At 73.7% G+C, this 21,860-nt stretch carries 16 protein-coding genes; 12 read left to right on the forward strand and 4 right to left on the reverse strand.

Features of this window, described 5'->3' with window-relative positions; genetic code table 11:
• Positions 1–101 precede the first annotated feature (101 nt).
• The 3 genes from DDJ31_RS03860 to DDJ31_RS03870 all read left to right on the forward strand — a co-directional run bounded on the left by DDJ31_RS03860 (position 102) and on the right by DDJ31_RS03870 (position 4,395).
• Complete coding sequence (locus DDJ31_RS03860) at positions 102–578, forward strand: Lrp/AsnC family transcriptional regulator (RefSeq protein ID WP_127181699.1); 477 nt, start codon at positions 102–104, stop codon at positions 576–578.
• Positions 579–621: 43 nt separating this feature from the next.
• Positions 622–1,311, forward strand: coding sequence for an HAD family hydrolase (locus tag DDJ31_RS03865; protein ID WP_127181698.1), 690 nt, complete (start codon positions 622–624; stop codon positions 1,309–1,311).
• Between the two features lie 282 nt (positions 1,312–1,593).
• Positions 1,594–4,395 carry a beta-L-arabinofuranosidase domain-containing protein gene (locus DDJ31_RS03870; RefSeq protein WP_127181697.1) on the forward strand — a complete coding sequence of 934 codons (2,802 nt, stop codon included), beginning with the start codon at positions 1,594–1,596 and terminating at the stop codon, positions 4,393–4,395.
• 301 nt (positions 4,396–4,696) lie between these two features.
• On the opposite strand, the gene DDJ31_RS03875 is transcribed toward DDJ31_RS03870, so the two are convergent.
• Positions 4,697–5,443, reverse strand: a complete 747-nt coding sequence (locus DDJ31_RS03875) for a LysR family substrate-binding domain-containing protein (protein ID WP_127181696.1) — start codon at positions 5,441–5,443, stop codon at positions 4,697–4,699.
• A 58-nt stretch (positions 5,444–5,501) separates the two neighbouring features.
• Between DDJ31_RS03875 and DDJ31_RS03880 the strand changes: the two genes are divergently transcribed.
• The 5 genes from DDJ31_RS03880 (at position 5,502) to DDJ31_RS03900 (ending at position 11,772) form a co-directional block, all read left to right on the forward strand.
• Positions 5,502–5,906: a DUF5997 family protein gene (locus DDJ31_RS03880; RefSeq protein WP_127181695.1), complete on the forward strand. Its 405-nt coding sequence runs from the start codon at positions 5,502–5,504 to the stop codon at positions 5,904–5,906.
• Positions 5,907–6,280: 374 nt separating this feature from the next.
• Positions 6,281–8,065, forward strand: a complete 1,785-nt coding sequence (locus DDJ31_RS38875; protein WP_253302952.1) for an NlpC/P60 family protein — start codon at positions 6,281–6,283, stop codon at positions 8,063–8,065.
• A 197-nt stretch (positions 8,066–8,262) separates the two neighbouring features.
• Entirely contained in the window at positions 8,263–8,856 is a 594-nt protein-coding gene (locus tag DDJ31_RS03890) for a TetR/AcrR family transcriptional regulator (protein WP_127182968.1), read from the forward strand.
• Between the two features lie 17 nt (positions 8,857–8,873).
• Positions 8,874–10,058, forward strand: coding sequence for a GDSL-type esterase/lipase family protein (locus DDJ31_RS03895; RefSeq protein ID WP_127181692.1), 1,185 nt, complete (start codon positions 8,874–8,876; stop codon positions 10,056–10,058).
• A gap of 457 nt (positions 10,059–10,515) precedes the next feature.
• A complete protein-coding gene (locus DDJ31_RS03900) occupies positions 10,516–11,772 on the forward strand; it encodes a glucarate dehydratase family protein (protein WP_127181691.1) in 1,257 nt (418 codons plus the stop codon).
• A 28-nt stretch (positions 11,773–11,800) separates the two neighbouring features.
• On the opposite strand, the gene DDJ31_RS03905 is transcribed toward DDJ31_RS03900, so the two are convergent.
• The gene (locus tag DDJ31_RS03905; RefSeq protein WP_127181690.1) at positions 11,801–12,655 is read right to left on the reverse strand and encodes a LysR family transcriptional regulator; all 855 of its coding nucleotides are present in this window, start codon (positions 12,653–12,655) and stop codon (positions 11,801–11,803) included.
• Between the two features lie 68 nt (positions 12,656–12,723).
• Here DDJ31_RS03905 and DDJ31_RS03910 point away from each other — a divergent pair, with 68 nt between their 5' ends.
• Positions 12,724–13,623 carry an EamA family transporter gene (locus DDJ31_RS03910; protein WP_127181689.1) on the forward strand — a complete coding sequence of 300 codons (900 nt, stop codon included), beginning with the start codon at positions 12,724–12,726 and terminating at the stop codon, positions 13,621–13,623.
• A 128-nt stretch (positions 13,624–13,751) separates the two neighbouring features.
• Here DDJ31_RS03910 and DDJ31_RS03915 read toward each other — a convergent pair whose 3' ends face one another.
• On the reverse strand, positions 13,752–14,690 hold the full coding sequence (locus tag DDJ31_RS03915; protein WP_127181688.1) for an LAETG motif-containing sortase-dependent surface protein: 939 nt from the start codon (positions 14,688–14,690) through the stop codon (positions 13,752–13,754).
• Between the two features lie 236 nt (positions 14,691–14,926).
• Positions 14,927–15,526: a GNAT family N-acetyltransferase gene (locus tag DDJ31_RS03920; RefSeq protein WP_127181687.1), complete on the reverse strand. Its 600-nt coding sequence runs from the start codon at positions 15,524–15,526 to the stop codon at positions 14,927–14,929.
• A 310-nt stretch (positions 15,527–15,836) separates the two neighbouring features.
• Here DDJ31_RS03920 and DDJ31_RS03925 point away from each other — a divergent pair, with 310 nt between their 5' ends.
• The 3 genes from DDJ31_RS03925 (at position 15,837) to DDJ31_RS03935 (ending at position 21,777) form a co-directional block, all read left to right on the forward strand.
• A complete protein-coding gene (locus DDJ31_RS03925) occupies positions 15,837–17,375 on the forward strand; it encodes a glycoside hydrolase family 76 protein (protein WP_127181686.1) in 1,539 nt (512 codons plus the stop codon).
• A complete protein-coding gene (locus DDJ31_RS03930) occupies positions 17,372–19,792 on the forward strand; it encodes an AbfB domain-containing protein (protein ID WP_431028808.1) in 2,421 nt (806 codons plus the stop codon). The genes DDJ31_RS03925 and DDJ31_RS03930 overlap by 4 nt, the downstream gene beginning before the upstream one ends.
• Positions 19,793–19,926: 134 nt before the next feature.
• Positions 19,927–21,777 (forward strand): glycoside hydrolase family 76 protein, encoded by a 1,851-nt coding sequence (locus DDJ31_RS03935; RefSeq protein ID WP_127181685.1) that lies wholly within the window; start codon positions 19,927–19,929, stop codon positions 21,775–21,777.
• Positions 21,778–21,860 lie beyond the last annotated feature (83 nt).

Raw genomic sequence — 21,860 nt, forward strand, 5'->3', positions numbered from 1 at the left:
CACGGCGGATGCGCCATCGGACCAGGTCGGGCGGGGCACCGGGGTGGGCCATTGGTACAGTCGGGGAAGTTCAGGTTTCCGTGGGCAGGAGGGCCGGGAGCATGCCCGTCGACGCGTTGGACACCCGCATCCTGCGGCTGCTCCTGGAGCAGCCGAGGACCAGCGTGCGGGAGTACGCCAGGATCCTCGGTGTCGCGCGCGGCACCGTCCAGGCCCGTCTCGACCGTCTGGAGCGGGACGGCGTGATCACCGGCACGGGGCCCACGCTGTCGCCCGCCGCACTCGGCCATCCGGTGCTGGCGTTCGTGCACATCGAGGTCACCCAGGGCCATCTGGACGATGTCGGGGACGCGCTCGCGGCCGTCCCGGAGATCGTCGAGGCGTTCTCGATCACGGGCGGCGGCGATCTGCTGACCCGGGTGGTGGCGCGGGACAACGCCCATCTGGAGGACGTCATCCAGAAGCTGATCAGCCTGCCTGGCGTGGTCCGCACCCGGAGCGAGGTGGCGCTGCGCGAGCGGGTGCCGCAACGGCTGCTGCCGCTGGTGGAGTCGATCGGGCGGGCGAGCCGGACGTGACCCGGGCGACCGTCCGCCGCGGGGCCTTTGACATGCTGACGGCGTGAGCGGACTCCACGGCATCTCGGTCGTCTTCGACCTCGACGGCACCCTGGTCGACAGCGAGCCGAACTACTACGAGGCCGGCCGGCGGACCCTCGCCGCGCACGGCGTGCCCGACTTCTCCTGGGCCGAGCACGAGCGGTACGTCGGGATCAGCACTCGGGAGACGGTCGCCCTGTGGAAGCGGGCCTACGGTCTCACCGCCTCCGTCGCCGACCTCCTCGCCGACACCGACCGCCGCTATCTGGAGCTGGCCGCCGCCGGAACGCGCGTATACCCGCAGATGCGGGCGTTCGTGGAGCTGCTCGCGGCCGAGGAGGTGCCGATGGCGGTGGCGTCGGGGTCGTCGCGGGCGGCCATCGGCGCGATCCTCACGGGGACCGGCCTCGACGCGTACCTGCGCACGACCGTGTCGGCGGACGAGGTGGCCCGGGGCAAGCCCGCGCCCGACGTGTTCCTCGAGGCGGCCCGGCGGCTCGGCGCGGCCCCGGCCGACTGCGTGGTCGTCGAGGACGCGGATCCCGGCGCCGCCGCCGCGCGCGCGGCCGGGATGCGGTGCATCGCGGTTCCCTCTGTGCCGGCCCAGGCGGACGACCCGGCGTTCGCGGCGGCGGGGCTGCTGGTGCGGGGCGGCCAGCGGGCGTTCACGGCGGCGGACGCGTGGGAGTGGCTGGCGCGACGGAACGGCTGACTCGAACCGGTCGCTCCTGACCCGTTGACCGCCACCCGCCCCCTGCCTATCGTCTGGTCGGCACCTCGTACGTCGTTCGAGATAACGAACCGTTCCCTGGCGCGTGGCGCGTACTGGACAGCGCCCGTCCCCGACGGCCGGCGCGAGACGTCTCTCCCTCGGGGCCCTCCCTCGGGCCCCTCGCTCCGCACGCGCCGCCGCACGCACCGCCGCACGCACCGCCGCGCGCACCGCCGCGCGACCCGCACGCACCCAGGACGACCGGCCCACGGAGGCGCAACCATGGCACCGCCCCTCTCCCGACGTTCCCTTCTCCAGGCCGCGGCCCTCGCCGCCGCCACCCCCGCGGTCGTCCGGGCCGGCGCCGGACCGGCCGTCGCCTCGGCCGCCGCGCCGGCCGCCTGGACGGTCCGGCCCTTCGCGCTCTCCGACGTGACGCTCGGCGCGGGCGTCTTCGCCGACAAACGGGAGTTGACGCTCGACCACGCCCGCGGCTACGACATCGACCGGCTGCTCCAGGTGTTCCGCGCCAACGCCGGGCTGCCCACCGGCGACGCGGTGGCCCCCGGCGGCTGGGAGGGCCTCGACGGCGAGGCGAACGGCAATCTGCGCGGCCACTACACCGGCCACTTCCTCACCATGCTGGCGCAGGCCTTCGCGAGCACCGGGGAGCGGGTGTTCGCCGAGAAGATCGGCGCGGCCGTCGGCGCGCTCACCGAGGCGCGCGCGGCCCTGCGCGCGGAGCCGGCCGTGCTGAGCGTGCCGGGGCCGTTCGGCGCCGCCGCGCAGCAGGGCCGCGGCTCCTACCAGTACGTCGACCTGCCCGCCGGTGTCCTCGGCGGGGCGTCCGCGGTCACCCTGGCCGCCTGGGTGAAGCCCACGCACGACGACGCCTGGGCCCGCGTCCTCGACTTCGGCGACGACACCATCCGCTACCTCTACCTCGCCGCCCGCAACGCGAACGGCGTGCCCCGCTTCGCCGTCACGACCGGCGGGGCCGGTGGCGAGCAGGGCATCGACGGCACGGCCGCGCTGCCCACGGACCGGTGGAGCCATCTCGCGGTGACCGTCGCGGACGGCACCGGGACGCTGTACGTCGACGGCACCGCCGTCGGCCGCAACACGGCGATGACCCTCACCCCGGCCGCCCTCGGCACCTTGGCGCACCACTGGCTCGGCCGCTCCCCCTACCCGGCCGACCCGGTCCTCGCGGGCGCCTTCGGCGGGTTCGACGTCTGGTCGCGGGCGCTGGGCGCGGACGAGGTGGCGGCGCTGCGGACGGCCCGCCCGGCCGACACCCCCGCGGGCCGCGGCGACCTGGCCTCGTACGCCTTCGACGAGACCGGTGGCGGCCGGTTCGCCGACGCGTCGGGCCGCGGCCTCGCCGCCACCCTGCGCCGCACCTGGGGCGGTCCGAGCCACCCCGGGTTCCTGGCCGCGTACCCGGAGACGCAGTTCATCCGGCTGGAGTCGATGACCGGCAGCGACTACACCACGGTGTGGGCGCCCTACTACACCGCCCACAAGATCCTGCGGGGGCTGCTCGACGCGCACACGGCGACGGACGACGACCGGGCGCTCGACCTGGCGTCCGGCATGGGCGACTGGATGTACGCGCGGCTGTCCGCGCTGCCCGCCGCGACCCTCCAGCGGATGTGGGGGATCTTCTCCAGCGGGGAGTTCGGCGGCATCGTGGAGGCGGTCTGCGATCTCCACGCGGTCACCGGGAAGGCCGAACACCTCGCGCTGGCCCGGCTGTTCGACCTCGACCGGCTGATCGACGCCTGCGCCGCGAACACCGACACCCTCGACGGACTCCACGCCAACCAGCACATACCGATCTTCACGGGCCTGGTCAGGCTGTACGACGAGACGGGCGAGCAGCGGTACCTCACCGCCGCGAGGAACTTCTGGGGCATGGTCGTCCCGACCCGCATGTACGGCATCGGCGGCACCAGCACCGGCGAGTTCTGGAAGGCCGCCGGGGTGATCGCGGGGACGATCGGGGCGACGACGGCCGAGACGTGCTGCGCCTACAACATGCTGAAGCTGAGCCGGGCCCTGTTCCTTCACGAGCAGAATCCGGCGTACATGGACTACTACGAGCGGGCCCTCTACAACCAGGTGCTCGGCTCCAAGCGGGACCTGGCGGACGCCGAGAAGCCGCTCGTCACGTACTTCATCGGGCTGTCGCCAGGACATGTGCGGGACTACACGCCGAAGCAGGGCACGACCTGCTGCGAGGGCACCGGTCTGGAGAACGCCACCAAGTACCAGGACTCGGTGTACTTCGCGCGGCCCGACGGCAGTGCCCTGTACGTCAACCTCTACAGCCCGTCCACGCTGCGCTGGGCGGAGCGGGGCGTGACGCTCACACAGACCACCGGCTTCCCGAACGAGCAGGGCAGCACGCTCACGGTCGGTGGCGAAGAGGCGGCGTTCGCCCTGCGGCTGCGGGTGCCGGGGTGGGCGACGTCCGGGTTCGGGGTCACGGTCAACGGCCGTGCGGTGCCCGGCGATCCGGCACCCGGGACGTACTTCGAGGTGTCACGGACCTGGCGTCCCGGCGACGTGGTCCGGGTCGCGATCCCGTTCGGACTGCGGGTGGAGAAGGCCCTCGACGACCCGTCGCTCCAGGCCCTGTTCCACGGCCCGGTGCTGCTGGTCGCCCGCGACCGGGCCACGGAGTACCTGGAGTTGGGGCTGTACCGCAACGCGGCGCTCTCCGGCGACCTGCTCCCCGGCTTCTCCCCCGTGCCCGGCGAGCCGCTCCATCTCAGGCTGGGCACAACGGAGTTCGCGCCGTTCTTCGAGGGCACGGAGGACCCGTCGCACGCCTACTTCCGGCGGACGGAACCGGCGGTGGTGTTCGGCACCGTCGACTCCGGGGTCGCCAACCCGGCCCGCGCGGACGGGACATCGCTGCTGGACGAGATCTGGTCCGGGGCGCCGTTCTGCACCAAGGCCGCGCTGGTGACCCGGGTCCGCGCGACGGTGGCCACCTGGGTCACGGCCGGGCTGCTCGGCGCGACGGACGGCCGGACGGTCGTGGCGACGGCGGAGCGGGCGAGGTTCGTGGCGTGAGACGCGCACCCGCGTGAGGAGCACGCGGAATGTGAGGAGCGCGCGCGGAACGTGAGGCGCGCGCGGAAGGTGAGGCGCGCGCGGCGCGCTCGGAACCTGCGGAGTGCTCGGAGCGTGAGGGGCGCGCGGGGCTCCGTGGCGTGCGTGGGCCCCCATGGCGTGCGTGGGCCCCCATGGCGTGCGCGGGCCTCCGTGGCATCCGCGCGGACCCCCATGGCGCGTGCGGGACGGAAGTGGACGCGGTCACGCATGTGGCGTGAGTGGCCCGGGTCGCTGAAGCGACGGGGCGGGCCCGCCGGCGCTACGAGCGGCGGCGCGGCTTGCCCCGGTTGCCGCCGCGCGCTCCCTTGCCGGACGCCGGCTTCGCCCTGGGCGTGGCCGGCTTCCTGCGGGCCGCCGGGTCCGGCCGCTTCTCCTTCGGCTGCGGCTCGGGCTGCTTGCGGCCCCGCGTGCTGTTGACCGTGCGGCCCCTGACGATGCCGATGAAGTCCTCGACCAGCTCGGTGGTCGCCTCCTCGGGCCAGGACAGGCCGACGCTCGACTGCGGGGCGTCGACGACGGTCCGGTAGGTGAGGTCCTTGCGGTGGTGCAGCCGGGCCAGGGACTGCGGGACGACGAGGAGGCCGATGCCCGCCGCGACCAGCTCGACGGCGTCGGCCGTGTCCGCGGGCCGCTCGAAGGCCGCCTCTCCCGGCGGGCCGTCCCAGTCGAGGACGTCGTCGAGGGGGTGCAGGACGACCTCGTCGGCGAGGTCCTCCAGGGTCACCTCGTCGGCCGCGGTGATCACGTGGTCCTTGGGCACCAGGACGACCGTCGTCTCGGTGTACAGCGGGATCGCGCTGAAGAACGTCCGGTCGACCGGCAGCCGTACGAATCCGGCGTCGGCGCCGCCCGCGCGCATCAGGTCGGACGCCTCGGCGTCCGGGACGGCGTGCAGGGTCAGCGGGACGTCGGGAAGGCGCTCGTGCCAGACCCGCACCCACTTGGCGGGGGTCACCCCCGGGACGTACGCGAGGCGGAACATCGGGGAGGTCTCGGAGCCAGTCACTCCGCCAGGTTACCGTCCGTGGTCGTGGGTCCCCCACATGGTCGATACCCTGGACGGTATGAAGTCGCACCAGACCACCCAGACGATGAAGCCCGCGACCGCGGCGAAGAAGCTCGGGGTGTACCTAGAGGCCACCCCCGCCGAATTCCGCGAGGGTGACGTCTCGCGCACCCGGCTCGCCGAGCTGCAGGCCGACCCGCCCGAGTGGCTGCGCGAGCTGCGGGCCAACGGTCCGCACCCCCGCCCGGTGGTGGCGTCCCGGCTTGGCATCTCCATCGCCGGTCTCGCCCGCGGCGGGGTCACCGAGCCCCTCACCACCGCGCAGATCGAGGCGCTGCGGGCGGAAGGGCCCGAGTGGCTGGCCAAGGAGCGCGCCACGCAGGCCGAGGTCCGCAAGGAGACCGTGCGGATCAAGAAGCGGAACGCGGAGCGGGCGGCGGAGGCCGACGGCCCGCGTTCCTGAGAACGCCCGCCGCACGCCGTCGCCCCTCCTGACCCGCCCGGGGTGCTGCGGATGACACGTCTGACGGCCCGTCACGACGAAGGTCACAGAAGCGTATCGGACATATCGTTCCCCAATCTTCACACGGGGAGCACAAGTTGGCTAAGTTGACGCTCGGGCCGCACGACTCACTCCGGCGATCTCCGCCGGGTCACGCGGCCTCCGCCGAGTCCGGCCCGCCCCCGTGGCAGCCGGAGCCGGGACCCGACCGACACGTGGGGTGAATCGGCCCGTCCGCCCTCCGGGGCAGGGCCGTAGGGCGTGCCTTCCGCATCTTCCCCGCCCGAACCCGACAGCCGGCCCGGCAGGCGGAGGACGGAAGGAGTACGGCGCCCATGACGACGACCGAGGAGGGGCCGAGTCGCGAAGAGGTGCGGCGGCGGGTGAACACCCTCTACGACCGCGCCGAGAGCGACACCGGCACCTTCAACGCCACCCGCGCGATGAGCACGGGGTCCCGGGGGCGCGGCGCCCAGGGCGGCGGCCGGGGCGTCAGCGACGCGGACCTCGAGAACGTCACCCGGCGACTGTTCGACCTGGCCCGTTCGTCGGTCGGTCCGACGCTCCCCGCGGTGCTGCCCGCCGACCGGATGCCGGCCAGACCCGCCCCGCGTCCGGGCCGCCCGGCCGAGCCCGGGGCGCTGGAGCCACGGCAGGAGCGGCCCGCGCTGCCCACCGCCCGCGCCGTCCCCGAACTCCCGGCGGCCGGTCCCGTCCCTGAGCTGACCGCGCGGGCCGTCGCCGCGCTGCCACCCGCCGCACCGGCCCCGGCGCCGACGGCGCTCGAAGCCGCGCCCCGGCCACCGGAACCGGCCACCGCGCCGACCGCGATCCTCCCGGCGATACCGGAGCCCCGCCGGGGGTCGGCCGCCGAGGCACTGCCTCCGGCCCTCACCCCGGCGCTGCCCGTCGCGCCGAGCCCGGCGGCTCCGACGTCACGGCAGCCGTCCCGGCAGGCCGCGCTGCGCGAGGCCAAGGAGGCCGGCCGGCACAAGGTGGCCGCCGCGCGTGAGCTGCTGACCCGGCAGCTCGCCCAGCGCACCGGGCCGATCCCTGTGACGGCACCCGCGCCCGCGCCGGCAGAGCGGACGCCGACCGGCCAGATGCCCTTCGGACCGCCCCAGGCCCAGCAGACGCCGTTCCCGCAGACCACGTTCCCGCAGCCCGAGATCCCGCAGACCACATTCACCCAGCCCCAGATCCCGCAGACCGCGTTCCCGCAGCCCCAGATCCCACAGACGGCACTCCTACCCCCGATCCCGCAGACCGCCGCCCCCCAGCCCCAGATCCCGCAAGCCGCGGCCCAGCAGCCGTCCTTCCCGTTCGCTCAGCCTGAACAGGCCCCGGCCCCCCAGCAGTCGTTCCTGCCCACCGAAACCCACCAGGACTTCCCGGCCCACCAGGGCTTCCCTGCCCAGCAAGACTTGCTCGCCCACCAGCATCACCAGGCTCAGCAGGAATTCCCGGCCCAGCAGGTTCAACCGCTCCAGCAGGCCCAACCTGCCTACCAGCCAGCCGCGTTCGTCTTCACCGACCCCCAACAGCAGCTCCCCGAGACGCCGTTCTACTTCGGCGATGGCCAACAGGTCCCTGCCCAGCCGCCCTTCGAGCCCGTCCCTTCGCCCTCGACTCCGTGGCCGCAGGCCGCCGAGCAGGCCAGGCGGGCCGCCGAGGAGGAGTGGCGGCTGCGGCAGCCGAGCGTCCTGGACACGGGCGTCGCCCCGGCCGCGCCCACCGCTCCGGTGCGGGACGCCGGGATCGTCACCAAGGCGGACCGGGCGATCGCCTTCGCCCGCGCCCAGATCGGCAGGCCGTGCGTGTGGGGCGCCGCGGGACCGGGCTCGTACGACAACGGGACCCTCGTCCAGGCCGCCTGGCGCAGCGCCGGGGTGGCGCTGCCGAGGCTGGCGCACGAGCAGGCGGGCGCCGGCACGATCGTCCCGCTCGCCGAGGCCCGCCCCGGCGACCTGATCTTCTTCCACGACAACTTCAGCCATGTCGGCCTCTACACCGGCAACGGCCAGATGATCCACGCGCCGGGCCCAGGCGCCGCCATCCGGGAGGAGTCGGCCTTCTACGCCGGTGAGTCCGCCCTGCGGATCGCCGTACGGCCCGTCTGACGCGACCACCCGCCCCACCACTCACCCGGCAGCCCGCCCGGACCCGCCCCGGCCGAGGCTCCCGTCCTCGCGCTCCGCTCCCCTCTCAATGAGACGCCGTCCCTAGACGAGACCTCCGTTCCTAAATGAGACCCCCGTTTGCCTAAAAGCTTTAGGTAGTTTCATAATCGGTGGTGCCGAGTGGAAGGACGGGCATGGTGCGTCGTGTGGGACTGACCCCCGAGCGGCTGGCGCAGGCGGGAGCCGAGCTGGCCGACGAGGTCGGGTTCGAGCAGGTGACCGTCTCCGCGCTGGCCCGGCGGTTCGACGTCAAGGTCGCGAGTCTGTACTCGCACGTGCGGAACTCGCACGACCTCAAGACGAGGATCGCGCTGCTGGTGCTGCGGGAGCAGGCCGACCGGGCGGCCGCCGCGCTGGCCGGGCGGGCAGGCAAGGACGCCCTGGTCGCGCTCGCGAACGTCTACCGCGACTACGCCCACGAACACCCGGGCCGCTACACGGCGGGCCGGCTGCCGCTCGACCCGGCGACGGCCGCCGCGAGCGCCGGGGTGCGGCACGCCCAGATGACCCGCGCGGTGCTGCGCGGCTACGACCTCGCGGAGCCGGACCAGACCCACGCCGTGCGGCTCCTGGGCAGCACCTTCCACGGGTACGTGAGCCTGGAGCTGGCCGGCGGCTTCAGCCACAGCGCCCCCGACTCGCAGGAGAGCTGGACCCGCGTCCTCGACGCCCTCGACGCTCTGCTGCGCTCCTGGCCCACGGCCCCGCAGGCACCGTCAGAACCGTCCTGAAGCCCCAGGTGGAGAGCATGCACACCCCCTCGCACGACTGGATCACCACCCCGCTCACCGCCGCACTCCTGCGCGGCGCCCTCGATGTCGAGCGCACCGCGCACGGTCTGCTGCCGCACCGGCTGCCCGCCCGTGCCCGCGCCCAGTTCCACGATCCGCAGCTGGCCATGGCCGAGTCGCAGCCCTCCGGGGTCAGGCTGGCCTTCCGCACCCGGGCCACCGCGATCGAGCTGGACACCCTGCCCACCAAGCGCGTCTACGCGGGCGTGCCGCCCCGGCCCGACGGCGTGTACGACCTCGTCGTCGACGGCCGTCCCGCCGGTTCGGGGAGCGTCGCGGGCGGGAACACGCTCACGATCGACATGACGGTGGGCGGGGCGGAGCTGACGCCCGGCCCGGTCGGGACCCTGCGCTTCGCGGGGCTGCCCGACGCCGAGAAGGACGTCGAGATCTGGCTGCCGCACGACGAGACCACCGAACTGGTCGCGCTGCGCACCGACGCGCCCGTCGAACCCGCGCCGGACCCCGGCCGTCCCGTCTGGCTGCACCACGGCAGCTCGATCAGCCACGGCTCGTTCGCCGCGACCCCGACGACGACCTGGCCCGCGCTCGCCGCCTCGCGCGGCGGTGTGGAGCTGATCAACCTGGGCTTCGGCGGCAGCGCGCTGCTCGACCCGTTCACCGCGCGCGCCCTGCGGGACACGCCCGCCGACCTGATCAGCGTCAAGATCGGCATCAATCTCGTCAACGCCGACGTGATGCGGCTGCGCGCGTTCACGCCCGCCGTGCACGGGTTCCTCGACACGATCAGGGAGGGACACCCGACAGCGCCCCTGCTGGTCGTGTCGCCGCTGCTGTGCCCGATCCACGAGGACACCCCGGGGCCGAGCGCGCCCGACTTCAGCCGGATCGCCGAGGGTGAGCTGCGGTTCAAGGCGACGGGCGACCCCGCCGAGCGGGCGGCGGGGAAGCTGACGCTCACCGTGATCCGGGACGAGCTGGCGCGGATCGTGGAGCAGCGACGGGCCGACGACCCGCATCTGCACCACCTCGACGGGCTCGCCCTCTACGGCGAGCAGGACGCCGCCGAACTGCCGCTCCCCGACGGCCTGCACCCCGACGCCGCCACCCACCGCCGGATCGGCGAGCGGTTCGCCGCGCTGGCCTTCGGCGAGGCCGGGGCCTTCGCACAGCGGAACTGAGGGCACGCCAGAGCCGCAGGGCAGGGCCGGAGCCGAGAGGCTCGGCGCCCCGTTCCTGAACATCACGAGGCCGCCACCCCACACGCGGGTGGCGGCCTCGTCACGTCCAGGGCCCCCTGGGGTCCGGACACGGCGGGCGAGGTGACGGACACGACAGCGGGCGACGTCACGAACACGACAGCGGTCGAGGTCACGGGCGCGCGCCCGGCGACGCCACGGACGAGATCTCCCCGCCGAAATCTCCCTGACCTGTCTTGACATACCGAGGAAGCGATTCGTAGCTTGGGTGATCATTCAGCTTGATGAAAATAGTTCACGGACATGAACGGAGGAGTCATGGGCATCAGCCTCGACCTGTACTCGTCGGCGGCGTCCGGGCCCCGCCGCTCGACCCCGCGCCCGGCCGTGTGGCCCGGCCGGCGCAACTGATCGACCACGGCATGGAGGCTGTCCGCGCATGAGCACCACCGGTACGAAGATCCGGGAACTGATCGTCACCCCGATCGCGTTCCGCGACCCGCCGTTGCTCAACTCCAACGGCGTCCACGAGCCGCTCGCGCTGCGCTGCGTCCTCCAACTCAGGCTGGAGGACGGCACGGTGGGCCTCGGCGAGTCCCCCGGCGGCGCGGTCCGCCTGGAGCGCCTCGACGCGGCAGCGAAGGCCGTCGTCGGCCTGGACGTCTTCGACACGACGGCGGTGACGGCGGCCGTCGACGCGGTGCTGCTGCCGACCGTGCCCAGCTCCCACGAGCGGGGCTGGACGACGTCGGCCGTGGAGGTCGCCTGCCTCGACGCGCAGGGCAAGCTGCTCGGGCGGCCGGTCAGCGACCTGCTCGGCGGGCGGGTCAGGGACAGCGTGCCGTTCGCCGGGTACCTCTTCTACAAGTGGGGCGAACACCCGGCCCTTGACGGGCGCGAGGCGGTCGGCGACGACTGGGGCGAGGCGCTGGACCCGGCCGGGATCGTCGCGCAGGCGCGGCTGATGCGGGAGCGCTACGGCTTCCGCTCCTTCAAGCTGAAGGGCGGTGTCTTCCCGCCAGACGAGGAGATCGCCGCGATCCGGGCGCTGTCCGAGGCGTTCCCCGGGCAGCCGCTGCGCCTGGACCCCAACACCGCGTGGACGGTGGAGACGTCCCGGTACGTCGCCCGTGAACTGGACGGCTTCCTCGAGTACTTGGAGGACCCGACGGCGACGATCGCGGGGATGGCCGAGGTGGCGAAGGACTCGCCGCTGCCGCTGGCCACCAACATGTGCGTGATCGCCTGGGAGCACCTGCGGCCGGCCGTCGAGCAGAACGCGGTGCAGGTGCTGCTGACCGACCACCACTACTGGGGCGGCCTGCGCCGCACCCGTGAACTGGCAGCCGTCTGCGAGGCGTTCGGGATCGCGCTGTCGATGCACTCCAACTCACACCTGGGTATCAGCCTCGCCGCGATGACCCATGTCGCGGCGGCCATCCCGCACTTGGACCACTCCTGCGACACCCACTACCCGTGGAACCTGGCCGACGACATCGTCCGGCCCGGCGTCTTCGAACTGCGCGACGGGGAGGTGAAGGTGCCGACCGGGCCGGGGCTCGGTGTCGAACTCGACCACGAGGCCCTCGATCGGCTGCACCGGGTCTACCTGGAGTCGGGGATGCGGGGCCGCGACGACACCGGCTACATGCGCCGCGTCGAGCCCGATTACGAGCTGAGGCTGCCCCGTTGGTGACGGGCGGGCCCGCCGGGTCCCGCCGGGCTCAGGCGTCCCGGTACAGCTCGCCGAGGAGCGCGACGACGGCCCCGGTGGCGGGGTGCGGGTCGTCCCGCCACCAGGCGACCCTGACCGCGATGGGTTCGGCGTCGCGCACCGGACGGTAGACGACGCCGGGGCGCGGGTACTGATGGGCGGTCGACTCCGCCGTGAGTCCGACGGCCCGGCCACCGGCGATCACCGTCAGCCAGTCGTCGACGTCGTGGGTCTCCTCGGTGTCCGGGCGGGCGTCGGGCGGCCACAGGTCGGCGGTGGTGGTGCCGGTGCGGCGGTCGATCAGCAGGACCCGGTCGGCCAGTTCGGCGAGCCGCACCGAGCGGCGGCGGGCCAGCGGATCGTCCGCGCCCAGCGCGCACAGCCGCCGCTCCCGCCCCACGACGACCTGTTCGAACCGCCGCTCGTCCAGTGCCCGCCGGACAACGGCGAGGTCGCAGGTGCCCTCGGCGAGCCCGGCCGTCGTGGAGTTGACGCGGACCAGGTGCAGATCGGTCTCCGGGTGCTCCCGCGCCCAGCGGCGCTGGAAGGCGGAGGTGTGGCGGCCGACCGCCGACCACGCGTAGCCGATCCGCAGACCGGCGTGGCCCGAGGTGGCCGTCCGCACCAGTCCCTCGACCTCGCCGAGCACCCGGCGGGCCTGCGCCAGCACCCGCAGTCCGGTCGGGGTCGGCGCGACCTCGCGCGAGGTGCGGCGCAGCAGCCGGACGCCCAGGGTGCGTTCGAGGGAGGCCAGGGTGCGGGAGACGGCGGCCTGGGAGACGCCGAGGGCGATGGCCGCGTCGGTGAATCCGCCCTCGTCGACGATGGCCACGAGACAGCGCAGCTGCCGGAGTTCCACATCCATGACTCCAGCGTATAGACCGTGGCAGCGCCGTATTTTGCGCGTGGAACCGGGCGGCGCACGATCGGTCCATGTGCCGTGTGCCCGCACCCTCGACCACCGATCCCGTCGCCCTGCCGGCCCCCGCCGCGCCACCCGGCCGGCGTCGGCTGTTCGGCGTGGCCACCATGGTGGGCAGCGGTCTGTCCAACCAGACCGGTGCCGCGATCGGCTCGCTCGCCTTCCCCGTCATCGGCCCTGTCGGGGTCGTCGCGGTCCGCCAGTACGTGGCCGCGGTGGTTTTGCTGGCCGTCGGCCGGCCCCGGCTGCGCTCCTTCACCTGGCGGCAGTGGTGGCCGGTGCTCGCCCTGGCGGTGGTCTTCGGCGCGATGAACCTGTCCCTGTACACGGCGGTCGACCGGATCGGCCTGGGGCTCGCGGTCACCCTGGAGTTCCTCGGCCCGCTGACCATCGCGCTGGCCGCCGTCCGCAGGCGGGTGGACGCCTGCTGCGCGGTGATCGCGGCGGCCGGGGTGGTCACGCTGATGCGCCCGCGGCCCTCCACGGACTACGCGGGCCTGGGGTGCGGGCTGGTCGCGGCCGGGTGCTGGGCGGCGTACATCCTGCTCAACCGGACGGTCGGCAGCCGGATACCCGGCACGCAGGGGTCAGGGGCGGCGGCGGCCGTCTCGGCGCTGATGTTCCTGCCGGTCGGGGCCGTGGTGGTGGTCACCCGGCCGCCGACGCCGGCCGCGGTCGGATGCGCGGTGGTGGCGGGGGTGCTCTCGTCGGCGGTGCCGTACCTCGCCGATCTGATCACCCTGCGCCATGTGCCGGCCCAGGCGTTCGGCCTCTTCATGAGCGTCAACCCGGTCCTGGCGGCGCTCGTGGGGTGGGTCGGGCTCGGGCAGCGGCTCGGCTGGACGGAGTGCGCGAGCGTCGCCGCGATCGTCGTGGCGAACACCCTGAGCATGGCCACCCGCCGGAGCTGACACCGCGCGGACCGGCGGCGCCCTCCGGCCTCACGGCCCCAATGGCTGCTCCGTGAGGGCGAGTTGAAGCCAGGCCGCCGGAACCGGTGTCCGCGCCGGTGGAGCCGACGCGGACACCGGCCGGTGGGTCAGGAGCGGCGGGCGCGGGAGCGGGACGCCAGGTAGACGGCGCCGCCACCGAGGCCGAGGGCCACGACGGCGCCACCGGCGATCAGACCGGTGGACGAGTTCGCGCCGGTCTCGGCGAGGGGCGTGGCGCTGTCACTGGGCGAGGGCGCCGGGGAGGCCGGCGGCTTCGACGCCAGCGGCGGCACGTCCGAGGTGGTGGGCGGGGTGGAGGCGGAGGCGGGCGGCTTGCTCGCCTCGGCCGGGGGCGTGCTCTCCTTCGGCGGCGCGCTCTCCTCGGGGGTGCCCGGGGTGGCGGGCGTCCCGGGGGTCGACTCGCTCGGCGTCGGGGTGGGCGACTCCGGCTTGCCCGGCTCGCACGCCTTGTCGCCGCCGTTCCAGGCGGCGATGAGGTGGTACGGGGTCATGACGCCGGTGGGCTGGTCGGGCAGCGGGCCGTGGCCCTCCCCGGTCTTGCCGTCGTAGGTGACGTCGTCGCCGTAGAGGTCGATCTGGCCGTAGCAGTCGGGGGACTTGACCGTCAGCTTCTGCCAACTCCGCCCGTCGTCGCCGGATGTGGCGACGTCCTTGGCGTCCAGGTAGACGGTGCTCTTGTCGACGAGGGCCTGCTTGCCGGACGAGAACCAGTCAGGGCCCTCGGTGGTGTACTCGGCGAGGGAGACGGGGTAGGTGCAGCCCTCGCCGACCTTCTGGTCGGGGGCGAGGCGGACCTCGACGGTGCCGGGCGTGCTCTCCCACTGGTGGAAGCCGCCCTGCGAGGTCCAATCGGGGCCGACGGGCTTACCGTCGGCGTCGACCATGCGGTACTGGACGGTGGCGGACCGGCAGCCGCCGTCGGGCGTGGCGCTCGCCGTGCCCGCCACGAGGACGGGCAGGGCGCCGGCCGCGAACGCGGTCGCGGCGAGGGCGTACAGGGTGCGGGAACGTTGCCTACGAGACAAATCGGGCCTCTGTGCAATCGGAAGGTGTGGGAGGTGGCAGAGGGCACGGAACCGGGGCGTGCGGAGACGACCGCGGGCACACGGAACCGAGCCACTCGCGTCGCTTCGGTCACTTCGAACGCGGTGGCGAAGCGGACTGAATTCTTGTCACCTTCCACAACTCCCGTCAATTCTGCACCAGTTCAGCACAGAGAAAGGACGTGTGCGGTCACCGGGGCGACGGAAGAGGGGATTTGTCAGTCCACGTCGGGACGTTGCTCAGGGCGCAGCGAGGGCACGTCGAGGTCGGCCGGAAGCAGCCGGTAGACCTGGAGCCGCAGGTCGTAGTACTTGTCCGTCTCCCCCACCCACTCCATCCCGACCCGGCGCGCGGTCGCGGCGCCGCGCTCGTTGCGGGGCCGTACGACGGCGAAGATCTCGTCCGCGCCCGCGGCGAAGGCGTAGTGGGCCACCGCGTGCCCGGCCTCCGCCGCGAGTCCGCTCCCCCAGGCCGCCGGGGCGAGCTGCCAGCCGATCTCCAGGTCGCGGCGGTCCGGGGGCAGCGCGAGCAGCGCGATCCCGCCGATCACGGCTGTGTCGCCGCGCCGCTCGATCGCCCACCGTCCCTGCGGGGCGTCCAGGGTCTCGTCGAGCGCGATCCACCGTTCGAGCAGTTCCCGCATGGCCGCCGCGTCCGGCACCCGCTCCAGCGCCGGGGCCAGCCACCGCGCGACGTCCGGGACCCCGTAGATCCCGAGGGCCGCCTCCGCGTCGCCCGCCGTCCACGGGCGGAGCACCAGCCGGGGCGTGGTGATCCGTCTTCCCTCGATGACGACCCGGTGCTCACGTTCGGCCATACCGGCACGCTACCAACGGCTCCCCCATCCGGCGCGGCGGAGGCCGGGCCGCGGCAGCGCCCGACATTGACGCACCCGGCACTCTTCCCTACTTTCTGAGAGCGCTCTCATATTCGCCGGCCCGCCAGGGCCCCCTCTCCCCCGCTCCCCCCATCCGCGTCACCCCCACCGCACGCCCTGCTCCCCCACTCCCGTCACCCCCCACCGCGCGCCCCGCTCCCCCACCCACGCACCGGTGTGCCCCGCCCGCCCGGGCGGCGACGCGCCGTCCGGTGTGCGGCCCGGGGCATCGGACGACCAGGAAGGTCCCATGACCCCCACCCACCGTCTGCTGTCGCGCCCGCTGCTGCGGATCGCGGCGCTCCTTCCGACCCTGTCCGCGCTCGTCGTCCCGCTCGCGACACCGGCGTCCGCCGGCGGGGCCGGGAGCGGGGCCGGCACCGTCAAGGTCTCGCAGGCCCCGGCGACCGCGTCCGCCTCCCTCGCCGCCGCCGCGATCTGCAACAAGTACTGCGACGCCCGTGACCCCTCGCTCTCCCCCGGCGACCGCGCGCCGGTCACGGCGAGCGTCTTCTCCCGCACGGTCGTCCTGCACTTCGACGACGCCGACGCGATGGGCTGGGCGTCGATCGACAACGGCAGCCCCGGTGACGAGGTGTGGCTCGACCGGTCCTTCGACGGCGGCCGGAGCTGGGCCTCGGGCAGCAGGCTCGGCGACACCAACGTGCCGACGGGCGGGCGGGGTTGGCGCACCCAGATGTACAACGTGGACGACTGGAACAACGACGGTGTCGGCGCCCTGCGCGCCTGCGGCAAGGCGGGCGACCGGGCCGACATCGCCTGCACCCCGTGGGCCCGCACCACCTGGAACGCGGGCGAGCGGCGCACCGCGGCGGCCACCGGCCTGATGACGTTCTACAACAAGGGCACCGGCCTCTTCGACACCACCGGCTGGTGGAACTCCGCGAACGCCCTCACCGCGCTCATCGACAACATCCGGGTGACGGGCATGCCCAGTTACCGGTACGCCATCGCCAGGACCTACGACGCCAACATCAACGCGCGGGACGGGCAGTTCCGCAACGAGTACATCGACGACACCGGCTGGTGGGGCCTCGCCTGGGTCGCCGCGTACGACCTGACGGGCGACGGCCGTTACCTCGCCACGGCCCGCGCGGACGCCGACCACATGGCCGCCTACTGGGACACGACGTGCGGCGGCGGGGTCTGGTGGAGCACGGCGCGGACGTACAAGAACGCCATCGCCAACTCCCTCTACCTCCAGCTCAACGCGGCCCTGCACAACCGGGTCCCGGGCGACACCGCCTACCTGGCGCGGGCCCGCGCGGGCTGGTCCTGGTTCCAGGGCACCGGCATGGTGAACGGCTCGAACCTGGTCAACGACGGCATCGACCTGTCGACCTGCCGCAACAACGGCGCCGCCGTCTGGTCGTACAACCAGGGTGTGCTGCTCGGTGGTCTCGCCGAGCTGTACCGGGCCACCGGTGACAGCGGCGTCCTCAGCTCCGCGCGCCGGATCGCGGACGCGGCGACGACGACGTCCCAACTGCACACCGCCGACGGCATCCTGCGCGATCCGTGCGAGGGCGGGGACTGCGGCGGCGACGGACCCTCCTTCAAGGGCGCCCATGTGCGGGGGCTGGCCCGGCTCAACTCCGTTCTGTCGGACCACCCTTACACTGCCTACCTGCGCACCCAGGCCGCGCGTGCCCAGGCGAGCGACCGCAACGCCCTCGACCAGTACGGGCTGCGCTGGTACGGACCGCTCGACACGGTGGACGCGGCCCGGCAGCAGAGTGCCCTCGATCTGCTCGACGCGGCGTCATGACGACCCGACAACGTTGTCCCGAGCCGTCCCACGGAAGGCGTGCCACCGTGCTGAGACTCCCCGCCCCGCGCTCCGCCGTCCTCCCCCTGGTGAGACGGTCCCTGCGCCATCTGCTGACCGCCGCCGTGGTGTCGGCGCTGGCCGCGACGCTGCTCGCCACCGGCGCACCGCCCTCCCGGGCCACCGCGGACGACTGGACCCCGAGGCCCGCGCCGCAGACGACCCCGTGGACCGACCAGGTCTCCGTGGACCACCCGCTGCCCGACTACCCCCGGCCCCAACTCGTCCGCCCCGACTGGGCGAATCTCAACGGCATCTGGGAGTTCGCGGTCACCGCCCGCGGCGCGGCGCAGCCGGCCACCTTCGGTGAGCGCATCCGGGTGCCGTTCGTCCCGGAGTCCGCGCTCTCCGGCATCCAGCGCAGGATCACCGCGAACGACCGGCTCTGGTACAAGCGCACCTTCACCGTGCCGGCCGACTGGTCGGGGCGCCGGGTCCAGCTCAACTTCGGTGCCAGTGACGGGGAGACATCGGTCTGGGTCAACGGGCAGCAGGCGGGCGCCGTCCACCGGGGCGGCTACGACGCGTTCTCGTTCGACATCACACCGCTGCTGAACGGCGGCACCAACACGGTCGTCGTCTCCGCGTACGACCCGACGGAGTCCGGCGGGCAGGCCATCGGCAAGCAGCGCGTGCAGGACGTCACCCCGCACGCCGGCCACAGCATCGTCTACACCGCCGCGTCGGGCATCTGGCAGACGGTCTGGCTGGAGCCGACGGCCGCCGCGCACCTCACCCGCCTCGACATGGTCCCGCGCCTGACGGACGGCACCCTGCGGGTGACGGCGCGCGGGACCGGGGCGGACGGCGCGCGCGTCAAGGTGACCGTCTCCAGCGGCCGCACCCCGGTCGGCAGCGCCACCGGCGCGGTCGGCACCGAGTTCGCGGTACCGGTGCCGAACGCGCGCCTGTGGACGCCGGACGACCCGTTCCTGTACGACGTCACCGCCGAACTGACCGCTGCCCCAGGCGCCGACCGGGTCGTCGGCTACACCGGCATGCGGTCGATCGACGTGCGGGACGTGAACGGGGTGCGACGCCCGGTGCTGAACGGGTCGTTCGTCTTCCAGACCGGCACCCTCGACCAGGGGTACTGGCCCGACGGCATCTACACCGCGCCCACCGACGAGGCCCTCGCCCACGACCTCCGCAAGCACAAGGACCTCGGCTTCAACATGGTCCGCAAGCACATCAAGGTGGAGCCGCAGCGCTGGTTCTACTGGGCGGACCGGCTGGGTCTGCTGGTGTGGCAGGACATGCCGTCCATGGACAGCGGCAAGAGCCCCGACAGCGCGGCCCGCACCCAGTGGGAGACCGAGTACCGGGCCGTCATCGACCAGCACCGCAGCTCGCCCGCGCTCATCCAGTGGGTCGACCAGAACGAGGGCTGGGGCCAGTACGACCAGGCGCGCGTCGCCGACATGGTCAAGGCGTACGACCCCTCGCGCCTCGTCGACAACATGAGCGGCGTCAACTGCTGCGGCGCGCGGGACGGCGGCAACGGCGACGTCGTCGACCACCACAACTACGTCGGCCCGGGGAACACCCCGGCGGAGCCGGCGCGCGCCTCGGTCCTCGGCGAGTACGGCGGCCTCGGCTTCCGGGAGAGCGGCCACGAGTGGTATCCGGGCGGCGGGTTCAGCTACGAGGACCAGCCGACCCGGTCCGCGCTCGACGACCGTCTCGTCGGGCTGCTCGACGGGCTGCGGGAGAACTCCCTTCCCGCGGGCGGCCTTTCGGCGTCCGTGTACACGCAGATCACCGACGTCGAGAACGAGGCCAACGGTCTGATCAGTTACGACCGGCAGGTCGTCAAGGTCGACGAGGCGCGGGTCAGGGCCGCCAACCAGGCGCTGATCGCCGCGTCCCGCACGGTGGGGGCGCCGGTGCGGCTGCCGGTGGACCAGTACGTGTCGATCCGGGTCACCACCCCCGGCTACACCGACCGCTACGTCCGCCACTACGACGGGCTCGGCTCCACCGAGGTCGTCACCGAGGGCAGTTCCGCCCTGGTGAAGCAGGACGCCACCTGGAAGGTGCGGGCCGGACTCGCCAACCGGCTCTGCTACAGCTTCGAGTCCCGCAACTACCCGGGCGAGTACCTGCGGCACCGGGACTTCCGGGTCAGGCGCGAGGCGGTCGACGGCTCCGCGGTGTCGCGGGACGACGCGACCTGGTGCCCCGTCCAGGGCAGCGGCGGCGTCCGGCTGTCGGCGGCCGGCTTCCCCGGCCAGTACCTGCGGCACGCCAACGCCGAACTCTGGCTGGCGCGGCGCGGCGGCGGCCACGCCTGGGACGGTTCCGCGTCCTTCACCGAGGACACCACGTGGGCGATCGGAGCGCCCTGGGCACCGTGAGCAACGTGCGGACGGCGCTCCTTTCACCCGCGATCCGCCTGTAGTCACGTCGAGTTGAACTCCGGCGGCCGTCCCGGGCGGCGGCCGCCGGCTCCCTGTCCGTGCACGGCCCTCACGAAAGGGCGTGGTACGTCATGGCAGTTCGGCCCCACCGCATCCTCGGCGCGTTCCTGGCGCCGGTCGTCGCTCTCGCCGGCCTCGTCGCGCTCCCGACCGCCGCCCGCGCCGCGACCTCGGTCTGCGCCCTGGCGTGCGACACCCTCGACCCCTCGAAGGCGCGCCAGGTGACCTTCCCCGTGCCCGACAGGAACCTCAACGGGCGGGTCCTGCGGCTGCATGTCTCCGACCCCGACGACATGGCCTGGGCGAGCGTCGACAACGGCTCGACCGGCGACTCGGTCTGGCTCGACCGCTCCTGGGACCGGGGCGCGACCTGGGAGCCGCTGCTCGGCAAGGCGAGCGTCCCCGGCTCCTGGACCGGCACCCGCACCCTCATGTACAACCTCACCGACCCGCAGAACCACCGGCGCGGCTGGGTCCGTGCCTGCGGTGACGCGGCGGGCGTCAGCTGCACCGCCTGGGTGTACCCGACGGTGTGCGACGGCGCGTTCTGTGACGGCGCCGACCCGGCCACGGCCGCGGGCGACGACACCCCGGTGCCGTCGACGACCCTCTACGGGCGGACCATCAGCCTCCACGTCGACCAGCGCGACTCCGCCGCCTGGGGCGTCATCGCGGGCGGCGGCGCGGGCGACGAGATCTGGCTCGACCGCTCCTGGGACGAGGGCGCGACCTGGACCGAGGGTTCCTCGCTCGGCCGGACGAGCGTGTCGCCTGGCGCGACGACGGCCAGGACCGCGCTGTTCGCCACCCGCGACCCGCGAGGCCTGCTGTACGGCGGCGCGGTCCGCGCCTGCGGCCGTGAGTCCGCGCACCAGGAGGGCAGTTGCACCGCCTGGGTGCGCCCAACGCCGACCCGGGCGCGGGCGGCGGCGGACGCGCTGATGGCGTCGTACAACCCGTACGAGGGCTGGTGGCGCAGCAGTTGGTGGAACTCCGCCGCGACCCTCACCGCGCTCGTCGACTTCGCCCGGCGCTCCGGACGGCACGACTACGACTGGGCGGTCGCCCGCACTTTCGAGCAGAACCGGGGTGTCTTCCCCGCGGGCGTGCGCAGCGGCGACCCGGTCGAGGGCCACTTCATCAGCCGTGCCATCGACGACGCGGAGTGGTGGGCGGTGGCCTGGCTCGCGGCCTACGACCTCACGCACGAGCAGCGGTACCTGGACGAGGCGGTCACCATCACCGAGTACGTGCGCGGGTACTGGGACACCGGCACGTGCGGCGGCGGGGTGTGGTGGGACCGGGAGCGCACCTACAAGAACGCGGTGACGAACGGGCTGTACGTGTGGCTGACGACGTCGCTGCACCAGCGGATCGCCGGTGACACGGCGTGGGGCGGCCGGGCGGTGGCGGCCGGCGACTGGTACCTGGGCAGCGGGCTGATCGGCCCTTCGGGGCTCGTGAACGACGGGCTCACCGGGGGCTGCGCCAACAACGGTCAGACCGTGTGGAGTTACAACCAGGGGCTGGCCGTCGGCGCGTTCACCGAGTTGTGGCGCTCCACCGGTCGGAGCCGCTACCTGGACACCGCGAAGCGGTTGGCCGACACGGCGCTCTCGTCGTCGGCGCTGACCCGTGACGGGGTGCTGACGGAGTCCTGCGACACCGGCACGAGCAGGTGCGACGACAACCAGAAGCAGTTCAAGGGCGTCTTCGTGCGGCATCTCGCGGACCTCGCGGACGCCACCGGCTCCGCCGTCTACGCGGCGTATCTCAAGCGGCAGGCGGACTCGGTCTGGGCCACCGACCGGGACGCCCTGAACCGGTTCGGCGGGCGCTGGGCGGGCACGGCCCCGAACCAGCGGGACTGGCGCACCCAGGCGGGGGCCCTGGGGGCGCTGACGGCGGCGGAGGGCCGCTGATCCGGCGGGCGTGCGCCCCGCCGGCCGGGCCCGTCGGGGGCTCCGCGCGATTCGTGGGTACCCGGCGGGTTCCGGTCGGCCCG

Origin of the sequence: Streptomyces griseoviridis, assembly GCF_005222485.1 — a bacterium.
Lineage (GTDB): Bacteria > Actinomycetota > Actinomycetes > Streptomycetales > Streptomycetaceae > Streptomyces > Streptomyces hintoniae.

What these genes read in the sequence shown, in the direction of transcription:
- DDJ31_RS03860 (WP_127181699.1), top strand. Translation starts at nt 102, where the DNA reads ATGCCCGTCGACGCGTTGGACACCCGCATCCTGCGGCTGCTCCTGGAG.
- DDJ31_RS03870 (WP_127181697.1), top strand. Translation starts at nt 1,594, where the DNA reads ATGGCACCGCCCCTCTCCCGACGTTCCCTTCTCCAGGCCGCGGCCCTC.
- DDJ31_RS03880 (WP_127181695.1), top strand. Translation starts at nt 5,502, where the DNA reads ATGAAGTCGCACCAGACCACCCAGACGATGAAGCCCGCGACCGCGGCG.
- DDJ31_RS38875 (WP_253302952.1), top strand. Translation starts at nt 6,281, where the DNA reads ATGACGACGACCGAGGAGGGGCCGAGTCGCGAAGAGGTGCGGCGGCGG.
- DDJ31_RS03895 (WP_127181692.1), top strand. Translation starts at nt 8,874, where the DNA reads ATGCACACCCCCTCGCACGACTGGATCACCACCCCGCTCACCGCCGCA.
- DDJ31_RS03900 (WP_127181691.1), top strand. Translation starts at nt 10,516, where the DNA reads ATGAGCACCACCGGTACGAAGATCCGGGAACTGATCGTCACCCCGATC.
- DDJ31_RS03905 (WP_127181690.1), bottom strand. Translation starts at nt 12,655, where the DNA reads ATGGATGTGGAACTCCGGCAGCTGCGCTGTCTCGTGGCCATCGTCGAC.
- DDJ31_RS03910 (WP_127181689.1), top strand. Translation starts at nt 12,724, where the DNA reads ATGTGCCGTGTGCCCGCACCCTCGACCACCGATCCCGTCGCCCTGCCG.
- DDJ31_RS03920 (WP_127181687.1), bottom strand. Translation starts at nt 15,526, where the DNA reads ATGGCCGAACGTGAGCACCGGGTCGTCATCGAGGGAAGACGGATCACC.
- DDJ31_RS03925 (WP_127181686.1), top strand. Translation starts at nt 15,837, where the DNA reads ATGACCCCCACCCACCGTCTGCTGTCGCGCCCGCTGCTGCGGATCGCG.
- DDJ31_RS03930 (WP_431028808.1), top strand. Translation starts at nt 17,372, where the DNA reads ATGACGACCCGACAACGTTGTCCCGAGCCGTCCCACGGAAGGCGTGCC.
- DDJ31_RS03935 (WP_127181685.1), top strand. Translation starts at nt 19,927, where the DNA reads ATGGCAGTTCGGCCCCACCGCATCCTCGGCGCGTTCCTGGCGCCGGTC.